Genomic DNA, 16,330 nt, shown 5'->3' with positions numbered 1-16,330 from the left:
ACCGCCAGGCCGGCGCCGATGAACTTAGCGGCTTCTGTTTCCATGATAAGAACCTCTCCTGTGAGACTGTGTCGGTAGACTGGTGGGGTGGTGTGGAGTGAACCCGCGGCGCGGCACCGATCCGTCAGGGATCAGTGCAGCTCCAGGGCGTCGCGGATATAAAGGCAGGTCAGGATCGTGAAAACGTAGGCTTGCAGCATTGCAACCAGGATTTCGAAACCGACCAATGCGATGTTGATGACGAGCGGCAGGATGCCGACCGTGTAGCCCAGGCCGCCCAGCGCGCCGCCGAGCAGGACCGAGAAGCCGCCGAACACCTTGAGCATCGTGTGGCCCGCCATCATGTTGGCGAACAACCGGATGGACAGGCTGACCGGACGCGACAGGTACGACAGGATCTCGATCGGGATCAGGATCGGCGCCAGCGCCATCGGCACGCCCGAGGGCATGAACAGCGAGAAGAAGTGGAAGCCGTGCTTGATCAGGCCCAGCAGGGTCACGAACACGAACACCGTCAAGGCCAGCCCGAAGGTGACGATGATGTGGCTGGTGAAGGTGAAGGTGCCGGGGACCAGGCCGATCAGGTTGCCGACCATGATGAACATGAACAGCGAGAACACGAAGGGGAAGTACTTCCGCGCATCGGGACCCGCGTTGTCGCGCACGAGGTTGGCGACGAATTCGTAGAAGAGTTCAGCCAGCGACTGCATGCGGCTCGGAACGAGCGCACGGCCGCGCATGCCGTAGACGATGAGGCCGGTGATCAGCGCTACCGTAATCACCATGTACAGCGCGGAATTGCTGAACGATGCGTCGAGGCCGCCGATGTTGATCGGCAGATACCTCTGGATTTGGAATTGGTGAAGCGGATCCACGGTCGTCCTCGTTCAGCCAAACTTGTGCGTCTGGCGCTGTTATTGTTCCGGTCCGCTCTCCGGTCCCGGCTCTTTCCGGTACCCCGGAGCGTAGCCGATGCCGTTGACGGCGCGGTAGACATTCACAATTCCGGCCCCGGCGCCAAGGAAAAACATCCCTATCAGGCCCCAGGGCGTCGTGCCCAGCCAGTTGTCGAGCAGCATGCCGCCGCCGACACCGACGATCATGGCGGCGACCATCTCGATCCCGATGCGAAAGGCCAGCCCGATGGACCGCTTGGACAGGCCGTCGTCGCCTCCGGCCACTGGAGCCGGTCCGGCACTACGTTCCCGCGCCTTCTGCAACCGGGCGTCAAGGTCGGCCAACGAAGGTGGGGGTGACTGGTCGTCGCTCATACTCGAAACCATTTCCCCCGGTTGGCCGGGCAACCGCACGAAAGCGGCGGCACCATACGGTCAGGCCAGTACCCTGTCAAGTCGCAAAACCCTTAGCCCAAGTGGTTGAATTTCTTGAATTTACTGGTCGAAACAAGGGTTTGAAAGGGGTCTGGACCCGCACTTTCATGCCGGAAGCACCCCAATGCGACACTATGTACGCAGGCTGTATGAAGGCGCCGGGAACGGTCATTGCGAGTGCATGCCGGCCTGGCCGGAGGGTCCCATCGATCCGATGGCTTCGACCGGTACGTCCACCTGTACGCTGCCCGCCTTCTCGAAGGTCAGGGTGAGAGGGAAACTGGAGCCGGCGGCCAATGCCTGCTTAAGCCCCAGCAGCATGATGTGGAAACCGCCGGGCTGGAGCCTGACGGTATCGCCGGGAGGCAGCGGGATCCCGCCTTCCACCTCGCGCATCCGCATCACGTCGCCGTCCTTGATGTGGGTGTGAAGCTCGACACGGCCGGCGACCGGAGAGGCGGCGGAAACGAGGCGATCGGGTGCGTCGCCGGTGTTGACGAGCGTGACGAACGCGCCGCCTACCTTGCCGCCGGGAGGCGTTGCCCGTGCCCAGGCTCCGTCGATCCGAAGGGTCCCTTGCGTCTGAACCGCCGCGGCGTGTACGCCGGGACCGTGCTGTGCCGATGCTGGCGAAGCGGCGGCGGCGGCAAGCAGGACGCTGACGCTCAGGGCTGCGAAAATATGACGCATGTGAGTGCTCTCCGGCTCTTCTCGTTGGAGCTTCTGGTGTCAGGACTTGATATGCGCCCGGATGCCCTGCGCCATCTTGTCCGGCGTGGTGCCATGGGCGAAGGCTTCCAGGAAGCGGCCGTCCGGGCTCATGAAGTACACGAACGACGAATGGTCCATCGTGTAGTAGCCGTCATTCTCCTTGCTCGGCGCCTTGGAATAATAGACGCGGTAGGCGCGAGCAACGGACGCGATCTGTTCCGGCGTCCCGGTCAGCCCCGCCATCCTGGGATGGAACTGCGAGACGTAACCGGCAAGCTGCGACGGAGTGTCGCGTTCCGGGTCGATGGTGATGAACATCGGCTGCACCTCGTCGGCCTGCCGGCCCAACTGGTCGAGCGCCGTCGCCATGACCTGGAGCTCCGTCGGGCAGACATCCGGGCAGAACGTGAAGCCGAAATAGATCAGCATGTAGCGGCCCCGGTAGTCGGCTTCGGTGACCGGCCGGCCGGTCTGGTCGGTCAGCGAGAAGGGGCCGCCGATCAGCGCGCCGCCCGTCTGGGTTCCGGACGACGATCCGGTCGGAAGGCTGGATATCTGCCACCAGACGATACCGGCCGCGATCAGCAGTCCGATCAGCGTGCCGATGGCGAGGCGGAGGAGACGTTGGTTCATTATCGTCAACTACAGTTGCGGAAAGCCGGATGATTCGCTGCTTGACCGGGATATCTGTTAGGGGTGAGCCTGGGATCAGGAGGACCAATCGCCGCAGCCCGGCCACAACGCCGCACTCCTTTAAGCCACCGCCCAGTGCCAGTCCACAGGGAACGGACCGCAGGGATTCGGTCACGGGGCCTGGGCCAAGAGGATCGAGAGAGGATCACGCCATGAAAATCGGAATCGTCGGGGCCGGCTTCGTCGGCAGCGCCGCGGCATACGCGATGGTGATGCGCGGAGTAGGTACGGAAATCGTGCTGGTTGACCGGAACCAGGACTTGGCCGTGGCACAGGCGGAAGACATTCATCACGCGACCCCTTTCGCATATCCCATGCCTGTCAATGCGGGCGATTATGAGGCGCTGGCCGGCTCATGCGTCGTCGTCCTGGCGGCCGGCGCCAACCAGCGCCCGGGCGAAACGCGGCTGGAGCTGCTGGAACGCAACGCCGCGGTGTTCGGCGACATCATTCCCCGCGTGCTGGCGGCCGCTCCGCAGGCGATCCTTCTGGTGGCGACCAATCCGGTCGATGTCATGACGCAGGTATCGCTGGAGATCGCGCGCCGGACCAGCCCGGACTTCCCGGTGGGCAAGGTGATCGGATCCGGCACCATCCTGGATACCGCCCGCTTCCGGGCACTGCTGGCCAAGCATCTGGGCATCTCGCCCAAATCGGTCCACGCGCATGTGCTGGGCGAGCATGGCGACAGCGAGGTGCTGCACTGGTCCGGCGCCGACGCCGGAGCCATGCCTATCTCCGACTTCGCCGATCAGGTCGGCCATCCGCTGACGGATGCGGTCCGGGCGGAGATCGATCAGGGCGTGCGGGGGGCCGCCGGCAAGATCATCAAGGGCAAGGGCGCCACCTGGTACGGCATCGGCGGTGGTCTGGCCCGGATCGTCCAGGCGATTTCCGACGACGAGCGGGCGGTGATGACCTGCTCGGTCGTCAACCCGGAGGTCGCGGGCGTCCAGAACGTCGCCCTGTCGCTGCCCAGGATCGTCGGATTGGAAGGCGTGCTTGGCACCGTTCACCCGCATCTGGACGAAGGCGAGCTGGCCGCACTCGCGCGTAGCGCCGGCATCCTGAAGGAGGCCGTGACGAAGCTGGGGATGGGGTAGGCACAGGCAGCCCGTGCGGCGGAGGTCGCGCCGCCGCACGGTGACGAATGACGTCTAAGCCAGCAGCGGCATCATCGCGGCTACCAGCGGGTGCCGTACGATGTCCTGGGTGGTCAGGCGGACGATGGCGATGTCCTCCAGCGGTTGCAGCCGGCGTACGGCTTCCTCGAGGCCGGACATGCCGGGCAGCAGGTCGGTCTGGTCGGGGTCGCCGGTGATGACCATGGTGGAATGCCAGCCCAGCCGGGTCAGCAGCATCTTGATCTGCTGGAACGTCATGTTCTGCGCTTCGTCCACGATCACGAAGCTGCGGGAGATGGTCCGGCCGCGCATATAGGCCAGCGGTGCGATTTCGACCGTCCCGTCCTTGGTCATCTGCCGCACCTGCCGGGCGCCCAGCCGGTCGGACAGCGCGTCGTAGATCGGGCGCATCCACGGGTCCATCTTCTCGTTGATGTCGCCGGGCAGGAAGCCGAGGCTTTCGCCCGCCTCGACGACGGGCCGGGTGATGACGATTCGTGAAACGCGCCCGGCGTTCATCGCCTCCACCGCCTTGGTGACGGCGAGATAGGTCTTGCCGGTACCGGCGGGGCCGACCGCCAGTGTCATGGAATGGGTGTCGATGGCCGTCATCAGCGCTTCCTGATTGGCGGTCCGGGGCTTGACCGTCTTCAGGTAGCTCTGGTCGCGGAAAGCGTCGCCGTCAGCATCGGGCAGCGCCACGATGCGGGCCGAGGATGCGGTGCGTTTTGCCATGGAACGTCGTCCTTTCCCTTCACTGGTGTCCTGATCGAGCGGGTCCCACAATTTGTTCGTCTCTATGGGGGCTCTCATCGATCAACTCCTCTGCCGAACCGGCGATGGACCATGTCGTTCTCCTGAATCGTTGGAACACGGCTTCGGTGAAACGGGGTGGTACAGGCGACTGGAGGTTAAGTATCCGGGCACAAAAAAACCTCCCCGGGGGGAGGTGCGGACATCGGCGCTGGTGACTGGAACTAAGCGTACGGAAACGAGGCGGCAGGGAGGGATGCGGGGGCCGCTGTCCGGATCGTGAATGCGTCTCGACGGGTCTGACAAGTTTCGCTTTCCTGTCCTCGGTGACTGCCGCTCGTAACAAGAAGGATAACGAGGCAATTCTCCTTTTGTCCCGAGATTTCGGGGGATGAATAAAAAATTCATTCAGTTGTTGCGAACTGTCCGCATCGCAGGTGCGAACGCGGCTTCGGCATGGCGCAATTGCCGGGGATTGCTTATGCTGAATGGCCGATCTTCGACGGAGAATACTATGGCGAACAGGTTCACCTCGATCTGGAACGAGAAGAAATCCGCCGTCAAAGCAGTACGTCCGGCGGGGAGGGCAGGCGTCGCGACCGGTACGGCCGACAGCGAGAGCGGCGAGGAGGGCGACGACTCGGCGGCGCGGTCTCTGCGCGCGCTGAAGGTTATGCTCGACCGTGGGTTGATGACGCAGGCCGAATACGACGAGAGGAAGGCTGCCATCACCGGAATCAGTCCTCAGTGATCCCTTCGCAGTCGGAGCAGGCTGCCGGAGTCGTTTAAAGACTTTGCCAAGGCATCTTCGTGCCGTTACCATAGTTTGTAGCTTTTCCGGCACAGACCTCAACAAATTGGACCTCGACCAGATTTGGGGACGGGGGCAGGGGTGGTTGTTGGAATATCCGTGGGTTATGGTTAACTAGACGCTTGCACTTCGGGGCCATGGCTCGCTAGAAGGAGTAGCCATTTTCTCGATTTTGGAAGGTCGCCGGATTTTCAACAGGGATGGCCGGAGCATGGGGCGGCGGATGCTGCTGCCGCCCGCGGGGCGGCGGACATCATGGATAGGCGGTAGGGGTTTGTGAGAAGCACCAGTCAGATTTCCGAGCGCGACGCGCCGTTCCAGCTCCGGGGCAACAACTTCACCGTGATGGTGCTGAAGTTGGTGGCGCCGGACGACCCGTCGTTTTTCCCCCAACTGCTCAGCAAGATCCGTCAGGCGCCTAATTTCTTCAAGAATGCGCCGGTGGTGCTCGACCTTGAGGAACTGGACGAGAGTGCCGGGCCGGCCGATTTCATCGATTTCGTCGTCACCCTGCGCCAGCACAGCCTGATCCCGGTCGGCATCCAGGGCGGCACGACCGCCCAGCAGAACGCGGCGTTCGAGGCCGGGCTGACGATCATGCCGACCGGCCGTCCCAGCCGCGAGCCGGAACGCGAGTTCCAGCGGCCGGCTCCGGGCCGCGCGCCGACCGACCCGCTGCCGCCCCGTACGCCGTCGCCGATCGGCGAGGCGCCGCCGGCGCCGGACTTCCAGAAGACGACGATGATCATCACCGAGCCGGTGCGTTCGGGCCGTCAGATCTACGCCGCGCGCGGCGACCTGATCGTGATGGGGCCGGTCAGCGCCGGGGCGGAACTTCTGGCGGACGGCAATATCCACGTCTACAGTTCGCTGCGCGGACGCGCGCTGGCGGGCATTTCCGGCGACACCAACGCCCGCATCTTCTGCCACAGCCTGGAAGCCGAACTGGTGTCGATCGCCGGTCTGTACCGGGTCAGCGAGGACCTGGACGCGTCGGTGTTCAAGAAGCAGGTGCACATATATCTGGACGACGGATATCTTCGCATGGACCCGTTGTCATGAGCCGCAGCAATCGTAGCAATCTATCAACTTCGAAGAGTGGAGAGGCTTCCTTGGCCAAGGTAATCGTGATGACATCGGGCAAGGGCGGCGTGGGCAAGACCACGTCGAGCGCTGCCTTCGCCACTGGACTGGCGCTGCGCGGGTTCAAGACCGTCGTCATCGACTTCGACGTTGGTCTGCGCAACCTCGACCTGATCATGGGCTGCGAGCGCCGCGTGGTGTTCGACTTCGTGAACGTGATCAACGGCGAGGCGAAGCTGAACCAGGCGCTGATCAAGGACAAGCGGGTCGAGAACCTCTTCATCCTGCCGACCAGCCAGACCCGCGACAAGGACGCGCTGACCAAGGAAGGCGTCGAGAAGATCCTGGACGAGTTGAAGAAGGACTTCGACTACATCCTGTGCGACAGCCCGGCCGGCATCGAGAAGGGCGCCCTGATGGCGCTGTACTTCGCCGACCACGCGATCATCGTGACCAACCCGGAAGTGTCGTCGGTCCGCGACAGCGACCGCATCCTGGGCGTGCTGGCGTCCAAGTCCCGCCGGGCGGAACTGAACCAGGAGCCGGTGCAGGAGCACCTGCTGCTGACCCGCTACGATCCGGAGCGCGTCGAGCGCGGCGACATGCTGAAGGTCGACGACGTGCTGGAGATCCTGGCGATCCCTCTGCTCGGCGTCGTTCCGGAAAGCACCGCCGTCCTGCGCGCGTCCAACATCGGCATGCCGGTCACGCTCGACGAGAAGAGCAACGCCAATCAGGCCTATACCGATGCGGTTGCGCGGTTCCTGGGTGAGACGGTCGAGCATCGCTTCATGAAGCCGGAGAAGAAGGGCTTCCTGGACCGCCTCCTGCGGAGGACTGCATGAGCATCTTCAACTTCTTCCGGCAGGCTCCCCGCAAATCCGTCGCCGAGGAGGCCAAGGAACGCCTCCAGATCGTGCTGGCGCATGAGCGGGCCGCCGGGTCGAGCCCCGATTACCTGCCGATCCTCCAGCGTGAACTGCTGGCCGTGATCGCCAAGTATGTGCAGATCGACGAGAAGAAGGTTGAAGTGAGCTTCGAGCGGGGCGGAGACTATTCGACGCTCGAAGTGAACATCGAGCTGCCGCCGCCGTCGCCGGACAAGGGGGTCCGTACGCGCGGCACCGCCACCAACACCGCCGGCGGCGATGCGGCATCCGCTGCGAAGGCCGCCACGGCGGCGAAGCGGGCCTGAGGCGGTTGCGTTGTAAGGCTTTGCGGTACGCGCCGGCCGGATAGATCCGGCCGGTTCGAGCTATTTGTTATTAAAGTTCAAACAGCGACGTTGTCGATCAGCCGCGTCCGACCGACGAAGGCGGCGGCCAGCACCCGCGCCGGACGGTCCGCGACCTCCAGCGGCTTCAGCGATGCGGCGTCGCAGACGGCGAGATAGTCGATGCGGTCGAAGCCGGCCAGCCGCAACTCCTCCAATCCCCACTCGATCTCGGTCAGGCAGCGTTCCGGCGCTTCCGCGATCCGGGCGGCCATGGCGAACAGCACCCGGTTTAGCTGCCGTGCGACGGCAAGCTGTTCCGGCGTCAGATAGGCGTTGCGGGACGACAGGGCCAGGCCGGTCTCGTCCCGCACCGTTTCCGCACCCTCGATCAGCACGGGGACGTTGAGATCGCGGACCATCCTGCGGATGACCTGAAGCTGCTGATAGTCCTTCTGACCGAACACCGCCACGTCGGGCAGGCATTGCAGCAGCAGCTTGGATACCACCGTCGCGACGCCGTCGAAATGGCTGGGACGCAACGGACCGCACAAGCCATCCGTCAGCCCCGCCACATGGACCGTGGTGGAGAAGCCGTCGGGATAGATTTCGCCCACATCGGGAGCGTAGAGCAGGTCGGCCCCGACGGTCGCCAGCTTGGCGGCGTCGGCGGCTTCCTGACGCGGGTATTTCGAGAAATCCTCGTTCGGCCCGAACTGGGTCGGGTTGACGAAGACGCTGACCACGACATGGTTGGCGCCCTGCCGGCGCGCCGCTTCCACGAGGCTCAGATGGCCTTCGTGGAGAGCGCCCATGGTCGGGACGAGGCCGACCTTGTCCCCGGCGGCCCGCCAGCGGGCAACGCGGGCACGGAGGTCGGCAACGGTCCGGACTACCGACAGGTTCTCAGGCATTTGGGGTGTTCCCGCTCGGCTTGGGGGCGAAGACGTGCTCGGGGCCGGGGAAACGGCGTGCCCTCACATCTTCGGCATAGGCTTGGGCCGCTTGCCCGATCTGGGCGCCCAAGTCGGCGTAGCGCTTGACGAATTTCGGCGTGAAGTCGTTGAACAGGCCGACGATGTCCTCGGTGACCAGGATCTGGCCGTCGCAGGCCGGCGATCCGCCGATGCCGATCGTCGGCACCGACAGGTCGGCGGTCAACTGGCGGGCCAGCGTCTCGACCGTGCCCTCGATCACGATTGCGAAGGCGCCGGCTTCCGCGATGGCGAAGGCGCCGGTCGCGATTGCGTTGCCCTCCTGGCCGCTGCGGCCGCGTGCCCGGTAGCCGCCCAGGACATTGACCGACTGGGGGGTGAGGCCGACATGGCCGAGCACGGGAATGCCGCGGTGGACGAGGAACTCGACCGTGGGCGCCATCTCGGCGCCGCCTTCCAGCTTGACCGCCGCACACCCCGTCTCCGCCATTACCCGCGCCGCCGAGCGGAACGCCGCTTCGGGCGATTCCTGGTAGCTCCCGAACGGCAGGTCGACGACGACGCAGGCATGGCTGCTGCCGCGCACCACGGCGGCGCCATGGGCGATCATCATGTCGAGCGTGACTGGCAGCGTGCTGTCCATGCCGTAGAGCACCATGCCGAGGCTGTCTCCTACCAGCAGCATGTCCACATGGGGATCGAGCTGGCGGGCCATGGGCGTGGTATAGGCGGTCAGCGACACGATGGGCGTTCCGCCCTTGCGCGCGGTCAATTCCGGAACGGTGACGCGCCGCCGGCTGTCCTGGACACTCATGTCTGGCTTCCCCTTGGTGGCACGGGTTGCTTTTCGTGCGCCTAGATATAATGCCGGGGACGCCGCGTCACGATGAATGCAGGCTTGTGGCAAAAATTGATCGTAAAATCCCGCGATCCGAAATCGCGGCTGGTTTAGCGAATCGATCATTCTCGATCGAAGTAAGCACCGGGTAGATCATTAATAGTCGGGAGTACCCCTCCGAAGGCCGATAAACTTTCCGGCAAAAGCTCAGCATCATCGCCAATCACCGGCAGCCGGGCGCTGACGGAAGGCAATCGTGCGTGGGGTATCGTCATGACAATAGCTCAACCGGTGGGCAGCCGCTTTGCGGGCCTTGAGTTCGGACGCGGTATCGCCGCCCTGTTGATCACGCTGTTCTATGCCACCGGCTTCTACGAGAAGTATTTCGGCGTCAGCGTATTCGGCAACCCGTTCCGGGGCGGCCATGCCGGGTTCGAGTATTTCTTCGTGCTGGCGGGCTTCTTCATCTACACCGCGCATGCCTCCGATATCGGGCGTCCGGGCCGGCTCGGATCGTTCGCCTATCGAAGGGCGATCCACATCTACCCGATGTACTGGCTGGTCGTCGGCCTGCTGGCCGCCGCGATGCTGACGGTGCCGAGCCTGGGGGCCGAAAAGGGCATCACGCCGGGCAAGGCGCTGCTCGACTTCCTGATGATCCCGCGAGACGGATCGCTGGTCCTGCCTCCCGCCTGGGCGTTGCAGCGGGAGATGGTCTTCTATTTCGCCTTCGCGCTGCTGCTGCTGGTGCCCCGGCTGGGCATGGCCGTGTTCGTCGTCTGGCAGGCTGCCATCCTGCTCAATACCGCCAGTCCCTTCGCCGACGGTGCCGTTGCGGAAGTAGCGCTGGATATCACCAATATCGGCTTCGCCTTCGGCATGATCGGCGCCCATCTGGTGATGAAGGACCGCATTCCGGCTCCCCGGTTGCTGGCGCTGCTCGGTCTGGCTGGCTTCGCCGCCGGGATGATCGCCGAGTGGTACTATGTGGACACCGTTCCGATGCGGGCGCCCGTGTTCGGCGAGACCATCGAAAAGACCTACTATAATGTCTGCGCCGCCATCACGATTCCGGCGCTGGCTGCGTGGGAGCAGCGTTCGGCATGGCGAATTCCGCGCTTCCTGACCGTTTTCGGGGGAGCGGCCTATATGCTGTTCCTGATCAACCAGCCAGTCACTTCAGTGGTGGTCAAGCTGCTGGCAAACCCTGCGGTGAAGCCGATGCTGACGGCGGAAATCGCCTATAGCATCAACATCGCCATCACCGTCGTCCTGGCGGTCGCCCTGCACCTGATCGTCGAGAAACCGTTGCTGTCACGGCTGAGCGCCGCGAAGGCGAATCGGCCGCCGTCGGGGGCCGTCGTCAGGGCCGGCACCTGACCGGATACGTAATCCTCCCCTTTTCGCCGGAACTTGTGTCAGCATGGTCCCGCCTATCCGAATAGGGAGTGGACGATGTTTCTGGATGAGACGGCGTCGATTGGCCGGAACCCGCCCCGGCTTGGGTATGGTGTGGCGGTGACGGATGTGGACGGCGACGGGGCGTTCGAGTTCGTCGTCGCCGGTTATGGTTGCGCCAACCTCGTGCTCAAGTGGGACGGACGCCGGCTGGTCGATATCGCCGGCGAGGTCCTGGCGGATGCCCGGCGCAACGCCATCGGGCTCTGTGCTGCGGATGCCGACGGCGACGGGCGGGAAGAGCTTTATTTCCTCAACTCCGAGAGTTTCAGCGGACCCAAGCAGTTCGGCGACCGGATGTTCGCCTGTTTCGGACATCGCTGGCTGGACCTGTTCGGCCAGCCGGAGAACTTCGCGGCGATCAACCAGACGGCGGGCCGCTCGGTCGCGTGCATCGACAGGGCGGGCACCGGGAAATACGGCTTCGTGGTCGCCAACCACGGCGGGCGGTTCCGGCTCTACGAGTTCGACCGGCGGGGCAGGGTGTCGGACGTGGCGGAGGAAGCGGGCATCGACCTGCCGGCGGCGGGCCGGGCGCTGGTCAGCCTGCCGCTGGTTTCGGACCGCATGGATATCTTCGCCGCCAACGAGCACGGACCGAACTTCCTGTTCCGCAATACCGGCGACGGCACCTTCGAAGAGATCGCGGCGGAATGGGGCATCGCCGATCCTGGCAACAATGGGCGCGGCATCGCCGTGCTGGATGCCGACGGCGACGGGCTGTTCGATCTCGTCTACGGCAACTGGGAAGGGCCGCACCGGCTCTTTCTCCAGAAGGCGGGCCGCGGCTTCGCCGATGCGGCGCCGGAGGAAATGTCGGAGCCGTCGCGAGTCCGCACCGTCATCGCCGCCGACTTCGACAACGACGGGTACGAGGAAATCTTCTTCAACAATATCGGGCAGCCGAACCGGCTGTTCGCCTGGTCGCACGAGCGCTGGACCGAGGTCGAGATCGGCGATGCCGAGGAGCCCCATGGACTGGGCACCGGGGCGGCGGTCGCCGATATCGATGGCGACGGCAGGCTGGAGCTATTGATTTCCCACGGTGAATCGGCGCCGCAGCCGCTCGGATTCTACCGGCCTTATCCGAACGACAATGCCTGGCTGCGGGTGATGCCGCTGACTGCCGCGGGTGCTCCGGCGCGCGGGGCCGTCGTGACCTGCACGGCGAAGGGGCGGACCCAGCGGCGCGCGATCTGCGCCGGCAGCGGCTATCTCTGCCAGATGGAGCCGGTGGCCCATTTCGGGCTGGGGACCGTTCACTCGGTCGAGCGGGTCGAGGTGCGCTGGCCGGACGGGACGGTGCGGACTGTCGAGCACCCGCACGTCAACCGTGTGCTGCGGGTCGAGCATCCGGGCCGCTGACGGCTTGGCTGCTCTGCGGCGGTTGGCGCTGGTCACCGCCGCGTATTGGATTAGACTGTAACTATCGATCCGACGCCTACTGTTCGATGCCCGCCCTTCGATGCCTATGGAGAAGATCTTGGCCATTGCCCATCCTTACCTGCTCTTCCTCGGCGATGCGCCCGACCCGCTTTCCGCCAAGACCGCCGATGGCGTCGCCCGCTGGCGCCGCGACTGGTGCGTCGGCCAGTTGCGCCTGGACGGCTACAAGGCCGATCTCGGCCTGCCCGACAAGAGCCTGGAGGAGGCGGCGGCCGAGGGGGCGAAGACCCTGATCATCGGCGTCGCCAACCGGGGCGGCCGCTTCGCGCCGAGCTGGCAGGAAACCATGCTGAAGGCGCTGGACCTGGGCATGGACATCGCCAGCGGCCTGCACAACAAGGTGTCGGACATCAAGCCGGTGGCGGAGAAGGCTTCGGCGCTCGGCCGTTCGCTGTTCGACGTGCGCCACCCGACGCGGGAGTTCGACATCGGCACCGGCGAGCGCCGGCCGGGCAAGCGGCTGCTGGCGGTCGGGACCGACTGTTCGATCGGCAAGATGTTCACCGCTCTGGCGCTGGAGAAGGAAATGCGGGCGCGCGGCTTCAAGGCCGATTTCCGCGCTACCGGCCAGACCGGCATCCTGATCGCGGGAGACGGCGTGTCGATCGACGCCGTGGTGTCGGATTTCGTGTCCGGTGCGGTCGAGTTCCTGGCTCCCGCCAACGACGAGGACCATTGGGACGTCGTGGAAGGGCAGGCGTCGCTGCTGCACCCGAGCTATGCCGGCGTGACGCTGGGGCTGGTCCACGGATCGCAGCCCGACGTGATGGTGATGTGCCACGAACCGACCCGCCCGCATATGCGCGGGCTGCCCAACCGCAAGGTGCCGGACTTGAAGGACTGCATCGCGGTCCATGAGGCGGCGGCGCGGGTGACCAATCCCAACGCCAAGGTGATCGGCTTCAGCATCAACACGGCGGCGATGGACGACGCTGCCGCCGCCAAGTACCTGAAGGAGCTGTCCGACCGCTTCGGCATGCCGGCGGTCGATCCCGTCCGTGGCGGAGTGGCCCCGATCGTAGACCTGCTGGGTTGATGCAATGGCAGCCGTTTCAGCGAAACGCACCCTGACCGTCCGCCGCGAGGTCTTCCCGATCCAGGGCACCTTCCGCATCTCGCGCGGGGCCAAGACGGAAGCCCATGTCGTCGTCGCCGAGATCGAGGACGGCGGAGTCGTCGGGCGCGGCGAGTGCGTGCCCTATGCCCGCTACGGCGAAAGCATCGACGGCGTCGTCGAGCAGATCGAGAGCGTAGCGGCCGCCATCGGCGCCGGGATGGAGCAGGAGGAACTGCTGTCCGCCCTGCCGGCGGGCGCCGCCCGCAACGCGGTGGACTGCGCGCTTTGGGATCTGGCCTGCAAGCTGACCGGGCAGCCGATATGGGAAGTCGCCGACTTGGACGCTCCGCTGGAGCCGGTCGTCACCGCCTATACCCTCAGCCTGGATACCGTCGAGAACATGGCCGCCGCCGCACGGGCATCGTCGCGCCGTCCGCTGCTCAAGCTGAAGCTGACGGGCGACGGCGATCTGGAGCGGGTCCGGGCGGTGCGGGAGAACGCGCCGGACGCCCGGCTGATCGTGGACGCCAACGAGGGGTGGACGGTCGAACACCTGAAGCGCTTCGGCGACGCCTTCGCCGGGCTGAGGGTCGAGCTGATCGAGCAGCCGCTGCCGGCGGGGCAGGACGACGCCCTGTTCGGCGTCGAGTGCCCGGTGCCGCTGGGTGCCGACGAGTCCTGCCATGACCGGAGCACGCTGGACGAGCTTCGCGGCAAGTATCAGGTGGTCAACATCAAGCTCGACAAGACCGGCGGGTTGACGGAAGCGCTGCGGTTGAAGGCGGATGCCGAGGATGCCGGCTTCCGCATCATGGTCGGCTGCATGCTGGCGACCTCGCTCGCCATGGCTCCCGGCGTGGTGATCGCGCAGGGCGCCGATCTGGTCGATCTGGACGGGCCGCTGTGGCTTGCCAGGGACCGCAATCCCGGGCTGAGATACGAGGGCGAAACCGTCTATCCGCCGGAGGCAGCGCTATGGGGGTGAGCAAGCCCATCGTGAGCAAACCTGCCGTGACGAGGGGCGACCTGGAGCGGCGCATCGATCAGGCCATGGGCCGGACCAAGGCCGATCTGGTGATCAAGAACACGCGCTTTCTCAATGTCGTGACCGGGGAGATCGCCGAGGGCGACATCGCCGTATGCGGTGACCTCATCGTCGGCACCTATGAGAGCTATGACGGCGACACCGTGATCGACGGACGCGACCGGATCGCCGTTCCAGGCTTCATCGACACCCATGTCCATTGCGAGAGCACGCTGGTCTCGCCTTTCGAGTTCGACCGCTGCGTCCTGCCGCGCGGCACGACGACGGCGATCTGCGACCCTCACGAGATCTGCAATGTCCTGGGTGAGGAGGGGCTGAAATACTTCCTCGACAGCTCCGTCGGGCTGGCGATGGACCTGCGGGTGCAGTTGTCCTCCTGCGTGCCGGCGACCGAGCTTGAGACTTCGGGCGCGCGGCTGGAAGCCGCCGATCTCGTGCGTCACCGCGATCATCCCCAGGTGATCGGGCTGGCGGAGTTCATGAACTTCCCCGGCGTGCTGCACAAGGACCCTGGAGTGCTCGACAAGCTGGCGGCGTTCCAGGGCGGCCATATCGACGGGCATAGCCCGCTGGTCAGCGGCTACGACCTGAACGCCTATCTGTCGTGCGGCATCAAGAACTGCCACGAGACGACCGGAGTCGAGGAGGCGCGGGAGAAGCTGCGGAAGGGTATGCAGGTGCTGATCCGGGACGGCAGCGTGTCGAAGGACGTCAATACGCTGGCCCCTATCATCGATGCGATGACGTCGCCGTTCCTGGGCTTCTGCACCGACGACCGCAACCCGCTCGACATCGCCGAGGAAGGCCATATCGACCACCTGATCCGGCGCTCGATTGCCGTGGGCGCTCCGGTCGAGTCGGTCTACCGGGCCGCCACGTGGTCGGCGGCGCGCGGTTTCGGGCTGACCGACCGGGGGCTGATAGCGCCGGGATTCCGCGCCGATATCGTACTGCTCGACGATCTGGCCGACTGCCGTGTCAACTCGGTGATCCGCAGCGGCCGGCTTGTCGGGCCGGAGAGTTTCGAAGGGCGGTCGACGGTGGCGCCGGTTGGCCTGAATTCGCTCAAGCTGGACCCGGTCACGCCCGATATCTTCCGTGTCGCCTCGAACGGTCCGTCCGGGCCGGTGATCGGGCTGATCCCCGGCAAGATCCTGACCGAGCACCTGACGGAGAGCCTGCCGTATCGCAACGGCGAGCGTCACCCCGACCCGCAGGCCGATATCCTCAAGGTCTGCGTGCTCAGCCGCCACGGCACCAACCGCAATGTCGGGCGCGGCTTCGTGAAAGGCTTCGGCCTGAAGCGCGGCGCGCTGGCGTCCAGCGTCGGCCATGACAGCCACAACGTTATCGTGGTCGGAGCTGACGATGCCGACATGGCGGTTGCGGTCAACCGGCTGATCGAACTCCAGGGCGGCTTCGTATCCGTCCTGGACGGCAACGTGACGGGAGAACTCGCCCTGCCGCTAGCCGGCCTGATCAGCGACCGCAGCTTCGAGGAGGTCGAGCACCAGTTGATTGCCTCACGGTCCGCCGTCCGCGCGATGGGCTGCCCGCTGGCCGAACCGTTCCTCCAACTGGCCTTCCTGCCGCTGCCGGTGATCCCACACCTGAAGATCACCGACATGGGTCTGGTGGACGTGGACCGGTTCGAACTGATCCCGGCATAAGGCTGAGGGCAGACATTAAGAGCGCGATGTGATACCAAAGGCCGAAGAAGTTGACCGGTGAAGACGCTGCTGCCGTAGGTCGGTCTAGAGCCAATACCGTTCAGGAGGATTTTCCATAAATCGGTTTTGGCCTGTGATGGCAGGAGAGGGCGGCTTGTTGAA

At 65.1% G+C, this 16,330-nt stretch carries 17 protein-coding genes; 10 read left to right on the top strand and 7 right to left on the bottom strand.

The features are described 5' to 3' along the window. Positions 1–131: 131 nt before the first annotated feature. The 4 genes from AC5JJ6_RS17570 to AC5JJ6_RS17555 all read right to left on the bottom strand — a co-directional run bounded on the left by AC5JJ6_RS17570 (position 132) and on the right by AC5JJ6_RS17555 (position 2,675). On the bottom strand, positions 132–875 hold the full coding sequence (locus tag AC5JJ6_RS17570; RefSeq protein WP_496043297.1) for a F0F1 ATP synthase subunit A: 744 nt from the start codon (positions 873–875) through the stop codon (positions 132–134). Positions 876–914: 39 nt separating this feature from the next. Further along, positions 915–1,271 carry an AtpZ/AtpI family protein gene (locus tag AC5JJ6_RS17565; RefSeq protein ID WP_496043296.1) on the bottom strand — a complete coding sequence of 119 codons (357 nt, stop codon included), beginning with the start codon at positions 1,269–1,271 and terminating at the stop codon, positions 915–917. Between the two features lie 228 nt (positions 1,272–1,499). Beyond that, a complete protein-coding gene (locus AC5JJ6_RS17560) occupies positions 1,500–2,021 on the bottom strand; it encodes a copper chaperone PCu(A)C (RefSeq protein ID WP_496043295.1) in 522 nt (173 codons plus the stop codon). A gap of 39 nt (positions 2,022–2,060) precedes the next feature. Further along, the gene (locus AC5JJ6_RS17555; RefSeq protein WP_496043294.1) at positions 2,061–2,675 is read right to left on the bottom strand and encodes an SCO family protein; all 615 of its coding nucleotides are present in this window, start codon (positions 2,673–2,675) and stop codon (positions 2,061–2,063) included. 212 nt (positions 2,676–2,887) lie between these two features. Between AC5JJ6_RS17555 and AC5JJ6_RS17550 the strand changes: the two genes are divergently transcribed. Then, on the top strand, positions 2,888–3,838 hold the full coding sequence (locus AC5JJ6_RS17550; protein ID WP_496043293.1) for an L-lactate dehydrogenase: 951 nt from the start codon (positions 2,888–2,890) through the stop codon (positions 3,836–3,838). 54 nt (positions 3,839–3,892) lie between these two features. Here the strand turns inward: AC5JJ6_RS17550 and AC5JJ6_RS17545 are convergent, their stop codons facing one another. Beyond that, positions 3,893–4,594 carry a PhoH family protein gene (locus AC5JJ6_RS17545; protein ID WP_044427291.1) on the bottom strand — a complete coding sequence of 234 codons (702 nt, stop codon included), beginning with the start codon at positions 4,592–4,594 and terminating at the stop codon, positions 3,893–3,895. 532 nt (positions 4,595–5,126) lie between these two features. Here AC5JJ6_RS17545 and AC5JJ6_RS17540 point away from each other — a divergent pair. From AC5JJ6_RS17540 to minE, 4 genes are all read left to right on the top strand, one after another. Further along, positions 5,127–5,363, top strand: a complete 237-nt coding sequence (locus AC5JJ6_RS17540) for an SHOCT domain-containing protein (RefSeq protein WP_496043292.1) — start codon at positions 5,127–5,129, stop codon at positions 5,361–5,363. Positions 5,364–5,699: 336 nt separating this feature from the next. After that, the gene (minC, locus tag AC5JJ6_RS17535; RefSeq protein ID WP_044427295.1) at positions 5,700–6,485 is read left to right on the top strand and encodes a septum site-determining protein MinC; all 786 of its coding nucleotides are present in this window, start codon (positions 5,700–5,702) and stop codon (positions 6,483–6,485) included. Between the two features lie 50 nt (positions 6,486–6,535). Next, a complete protein-coding gene (gene minD, locus AC5JJ6_RS17530) occupies positions 6,536–7,351 on the top strand; it encodes a septum site-determining protein MinD (RefSeq protein WP_496043291.1) in 816 nt (271 codons plus the stop codon). Continuing rightward, positions 7,348–7,701, top strand: a complete 354-nt coding sequence (gene minE, locus AC5JJ6_RS17525) for a cell division topological specificity factor MinE (protein WP_084720576.1) — start codon at positions 7,348–7,350, stop codon at positions 7,699–7,701. The genes minD and minE overlap by 4 nt, the downstream gene beginning before the upstream one ends. A gap of 77 nt (positions 7,702–7,778) precedes the next feature. Here the strand turns inward: minE and panC are convergent, their stop codons facing one another. Both panC and panB read right to left on the bottom strand, forming a co-directional pair. Beyond that, a complete protein-coding gene (gene panC / locus AC5JJ6_RS17520) occupies positions 7,779–8,633 on the bottom strand; it encodes a pantoate--beta-alanine ligase (protein ID WP_496043290.1) in 855 nt (284 codons plus the stop codon). After that, positions 8,626–9,468, bottom strand: a complete 843-nt coding sequence (gene panB / locus AC5JJ6_RS17515) for a 3-methyl-2-oxobutanoate hydroxymethyltransferase (protein ID WP_496043289.1) — start codon at positions 9,466–9,468, stop codon at positions 8,626–8,628. The genes panC and panB overlap by 8 nt, the downstream gene beginning before the upstream one ends. Before the next feature lie 297 nt (positions 9,469–9,765). Between panB and AC5JJ6_RS17510 the strand changes: the two genes are divergently transcribed. The 5 genes from AC5JJ6_RS17510 (at position 9,766) to ade (ending at position 16,168) form a co-directional block, all read left to right on the top strand. Beyond that, a complete protein-coding gene (locus tag AC5JJ6_RS17510) occupies positions 9,766–10,872 on the top strand; it encodes an acyltransferase family protein (protein WP_496043288.1) in 1,107 nt (368 codons plus the stop codon). Positions 10,873–10,947: 75 nt separating this feature from the next. After that, complete coding sequence (locus AC5JJ6_RS17505) at positions 10,948–12,315, top strand: CRTAC1 family protein (protein ID WP_496043287.1); 1,368 nt, start codon at positions 10,948–10,950, stop codon at positions 12,313–12,315. Positions 12,316–12,433: 118 nt separating this feature from the next. Next, positions 12,434–13,432 (top strand): N-acetyltransferase DgcN, encoded by a 999-nt coding sequence (gene dgcN / locus AC5JJ6_RS17500; RefSeq protein WP_496043286.1) that lies wholly within the window; start codon positions 12,434–12,436, stop codon positions 13,430–13,432. Positions 13,433–13,436: 4 nt separating this feature from the next. Beyond that, entirely contained in the window at positions 13,437–14,438 is a 1,002-nt protein-coding gene (gene dgcA / locus AC5JJ6_RS17495; protein WP_496043285.1) for an N-acetyl-D-Glu racemase DgcA, read from the top strand. A gap of 11 nt (positions 14,439–14,449) precedes the next feature. Beyond that, entirely contained in the window at positions 14,450–16,168 is a 1,719-nt protein-coding gene (ade, locus tag AC5JJ6_RS17490) for an adenine deaminase (RefSeq protein WP_496043284.1), read from the top strand. Positions 16,169–16,330 lie beyond the last annotated feature (162 nt).

Source organism: Skermanella sp., assembly GCF_059503625.1.
The sequence above is the reverse complement of the archived record's forward strand: the minus strand, read 5'-3'. Positions and strand labels throughout refer to the sequence as shown.

Excerpts from the sequence above, each read along its gene's own strand:
- AC5JJ6_RS17565 (WP_496043296.1), bottom strand. The coding sequence starts at position 1,271 with ATGAGCGACGACCAGTCACCCCCACCTTCGTTGGCCGACCTTGACGCC.
- AC5JJ6_RS17560 (WP_496043295.1), bottom strand. The coding sequence starts at position 2,021 with ATGCGTCATATTTTCGCAGCCCTGAGCGTCAGCGTCCTGCTTGCCGCC.
- AC5JJ6_RS17555 (WP_496043294.1), bottom strand. The coding sequence starts at position 2,675 with ATGAACCAACGTCTCCTCCGCCTCGCCATCGGCACGCTGATCGGACTG.
- AC5JJ6_RS17550 (WP_496043293.1), top strand. The coding sequence starts at position 2,888 with ATGAAAATCGGAATCGTCGGGGCCGGCTTCGTCGGCAGCGCCGCGGCA.
- AC5JJ6_RS17545 (WP_044427291.1), bottom strand. The coding sequence starts at position 4,594 with ATGGCAAAACGCACCGCATCCTCGGCCCGCATCGTGGCGCTGCCCGAT.
- AC5JJ6_RS17540 (WP_496043292.1), top strand. The coding sequence starts at position 5,127 with ATGGCGAACAGGTTCACCTCGATCTGGAACGAGAAGAAATCCGCCGTC.
- minE (WP_084720576.1), top strand. The coding sequence starts at position 7,348 with ATGAGCATCTTCAACTTCTTCCGGCAGGCTCCCCGCAAATCCGTCGCC.
- panC (WP_496043290.1), bottom strand. The coding sequence starts at position 8,633 with ATGCCTGAGAACCTGTCGGTAGTCCGGACCGTTGCCGACCTCCGTGCC.
- panB (WP_496043289.1), bottom strand. The coding sequence starts at position 9,468 with ATGAGTGTCCAGGACAGCCGGCGGCGCGTCACCGTTCCGGAATTGACC.
- AC5JJ6_RS17510 (WP_496043288.1), top strand. The coding sequence starts at position 9,766 with ATGACAATAGCTCAACCGGTGGGCAGCCGCTTTGCGGGCCTTGAGTTC.
- AC5JJ6_RS17505 (WP_496043287.1), top strand. The coding sequence starts at position 10,948 with ATGTTTCTGGATGAGACGGCGTCGATTGGCCGGAACCCGCCCCGGCTT.
- dgcA (WP_496043285.1), top strand. The coding sequence starts at position 13,437 with ATGGCAGCCGTTTCAGCGAAACGCACCCTGACCGTCCGCCGCGAGGTC.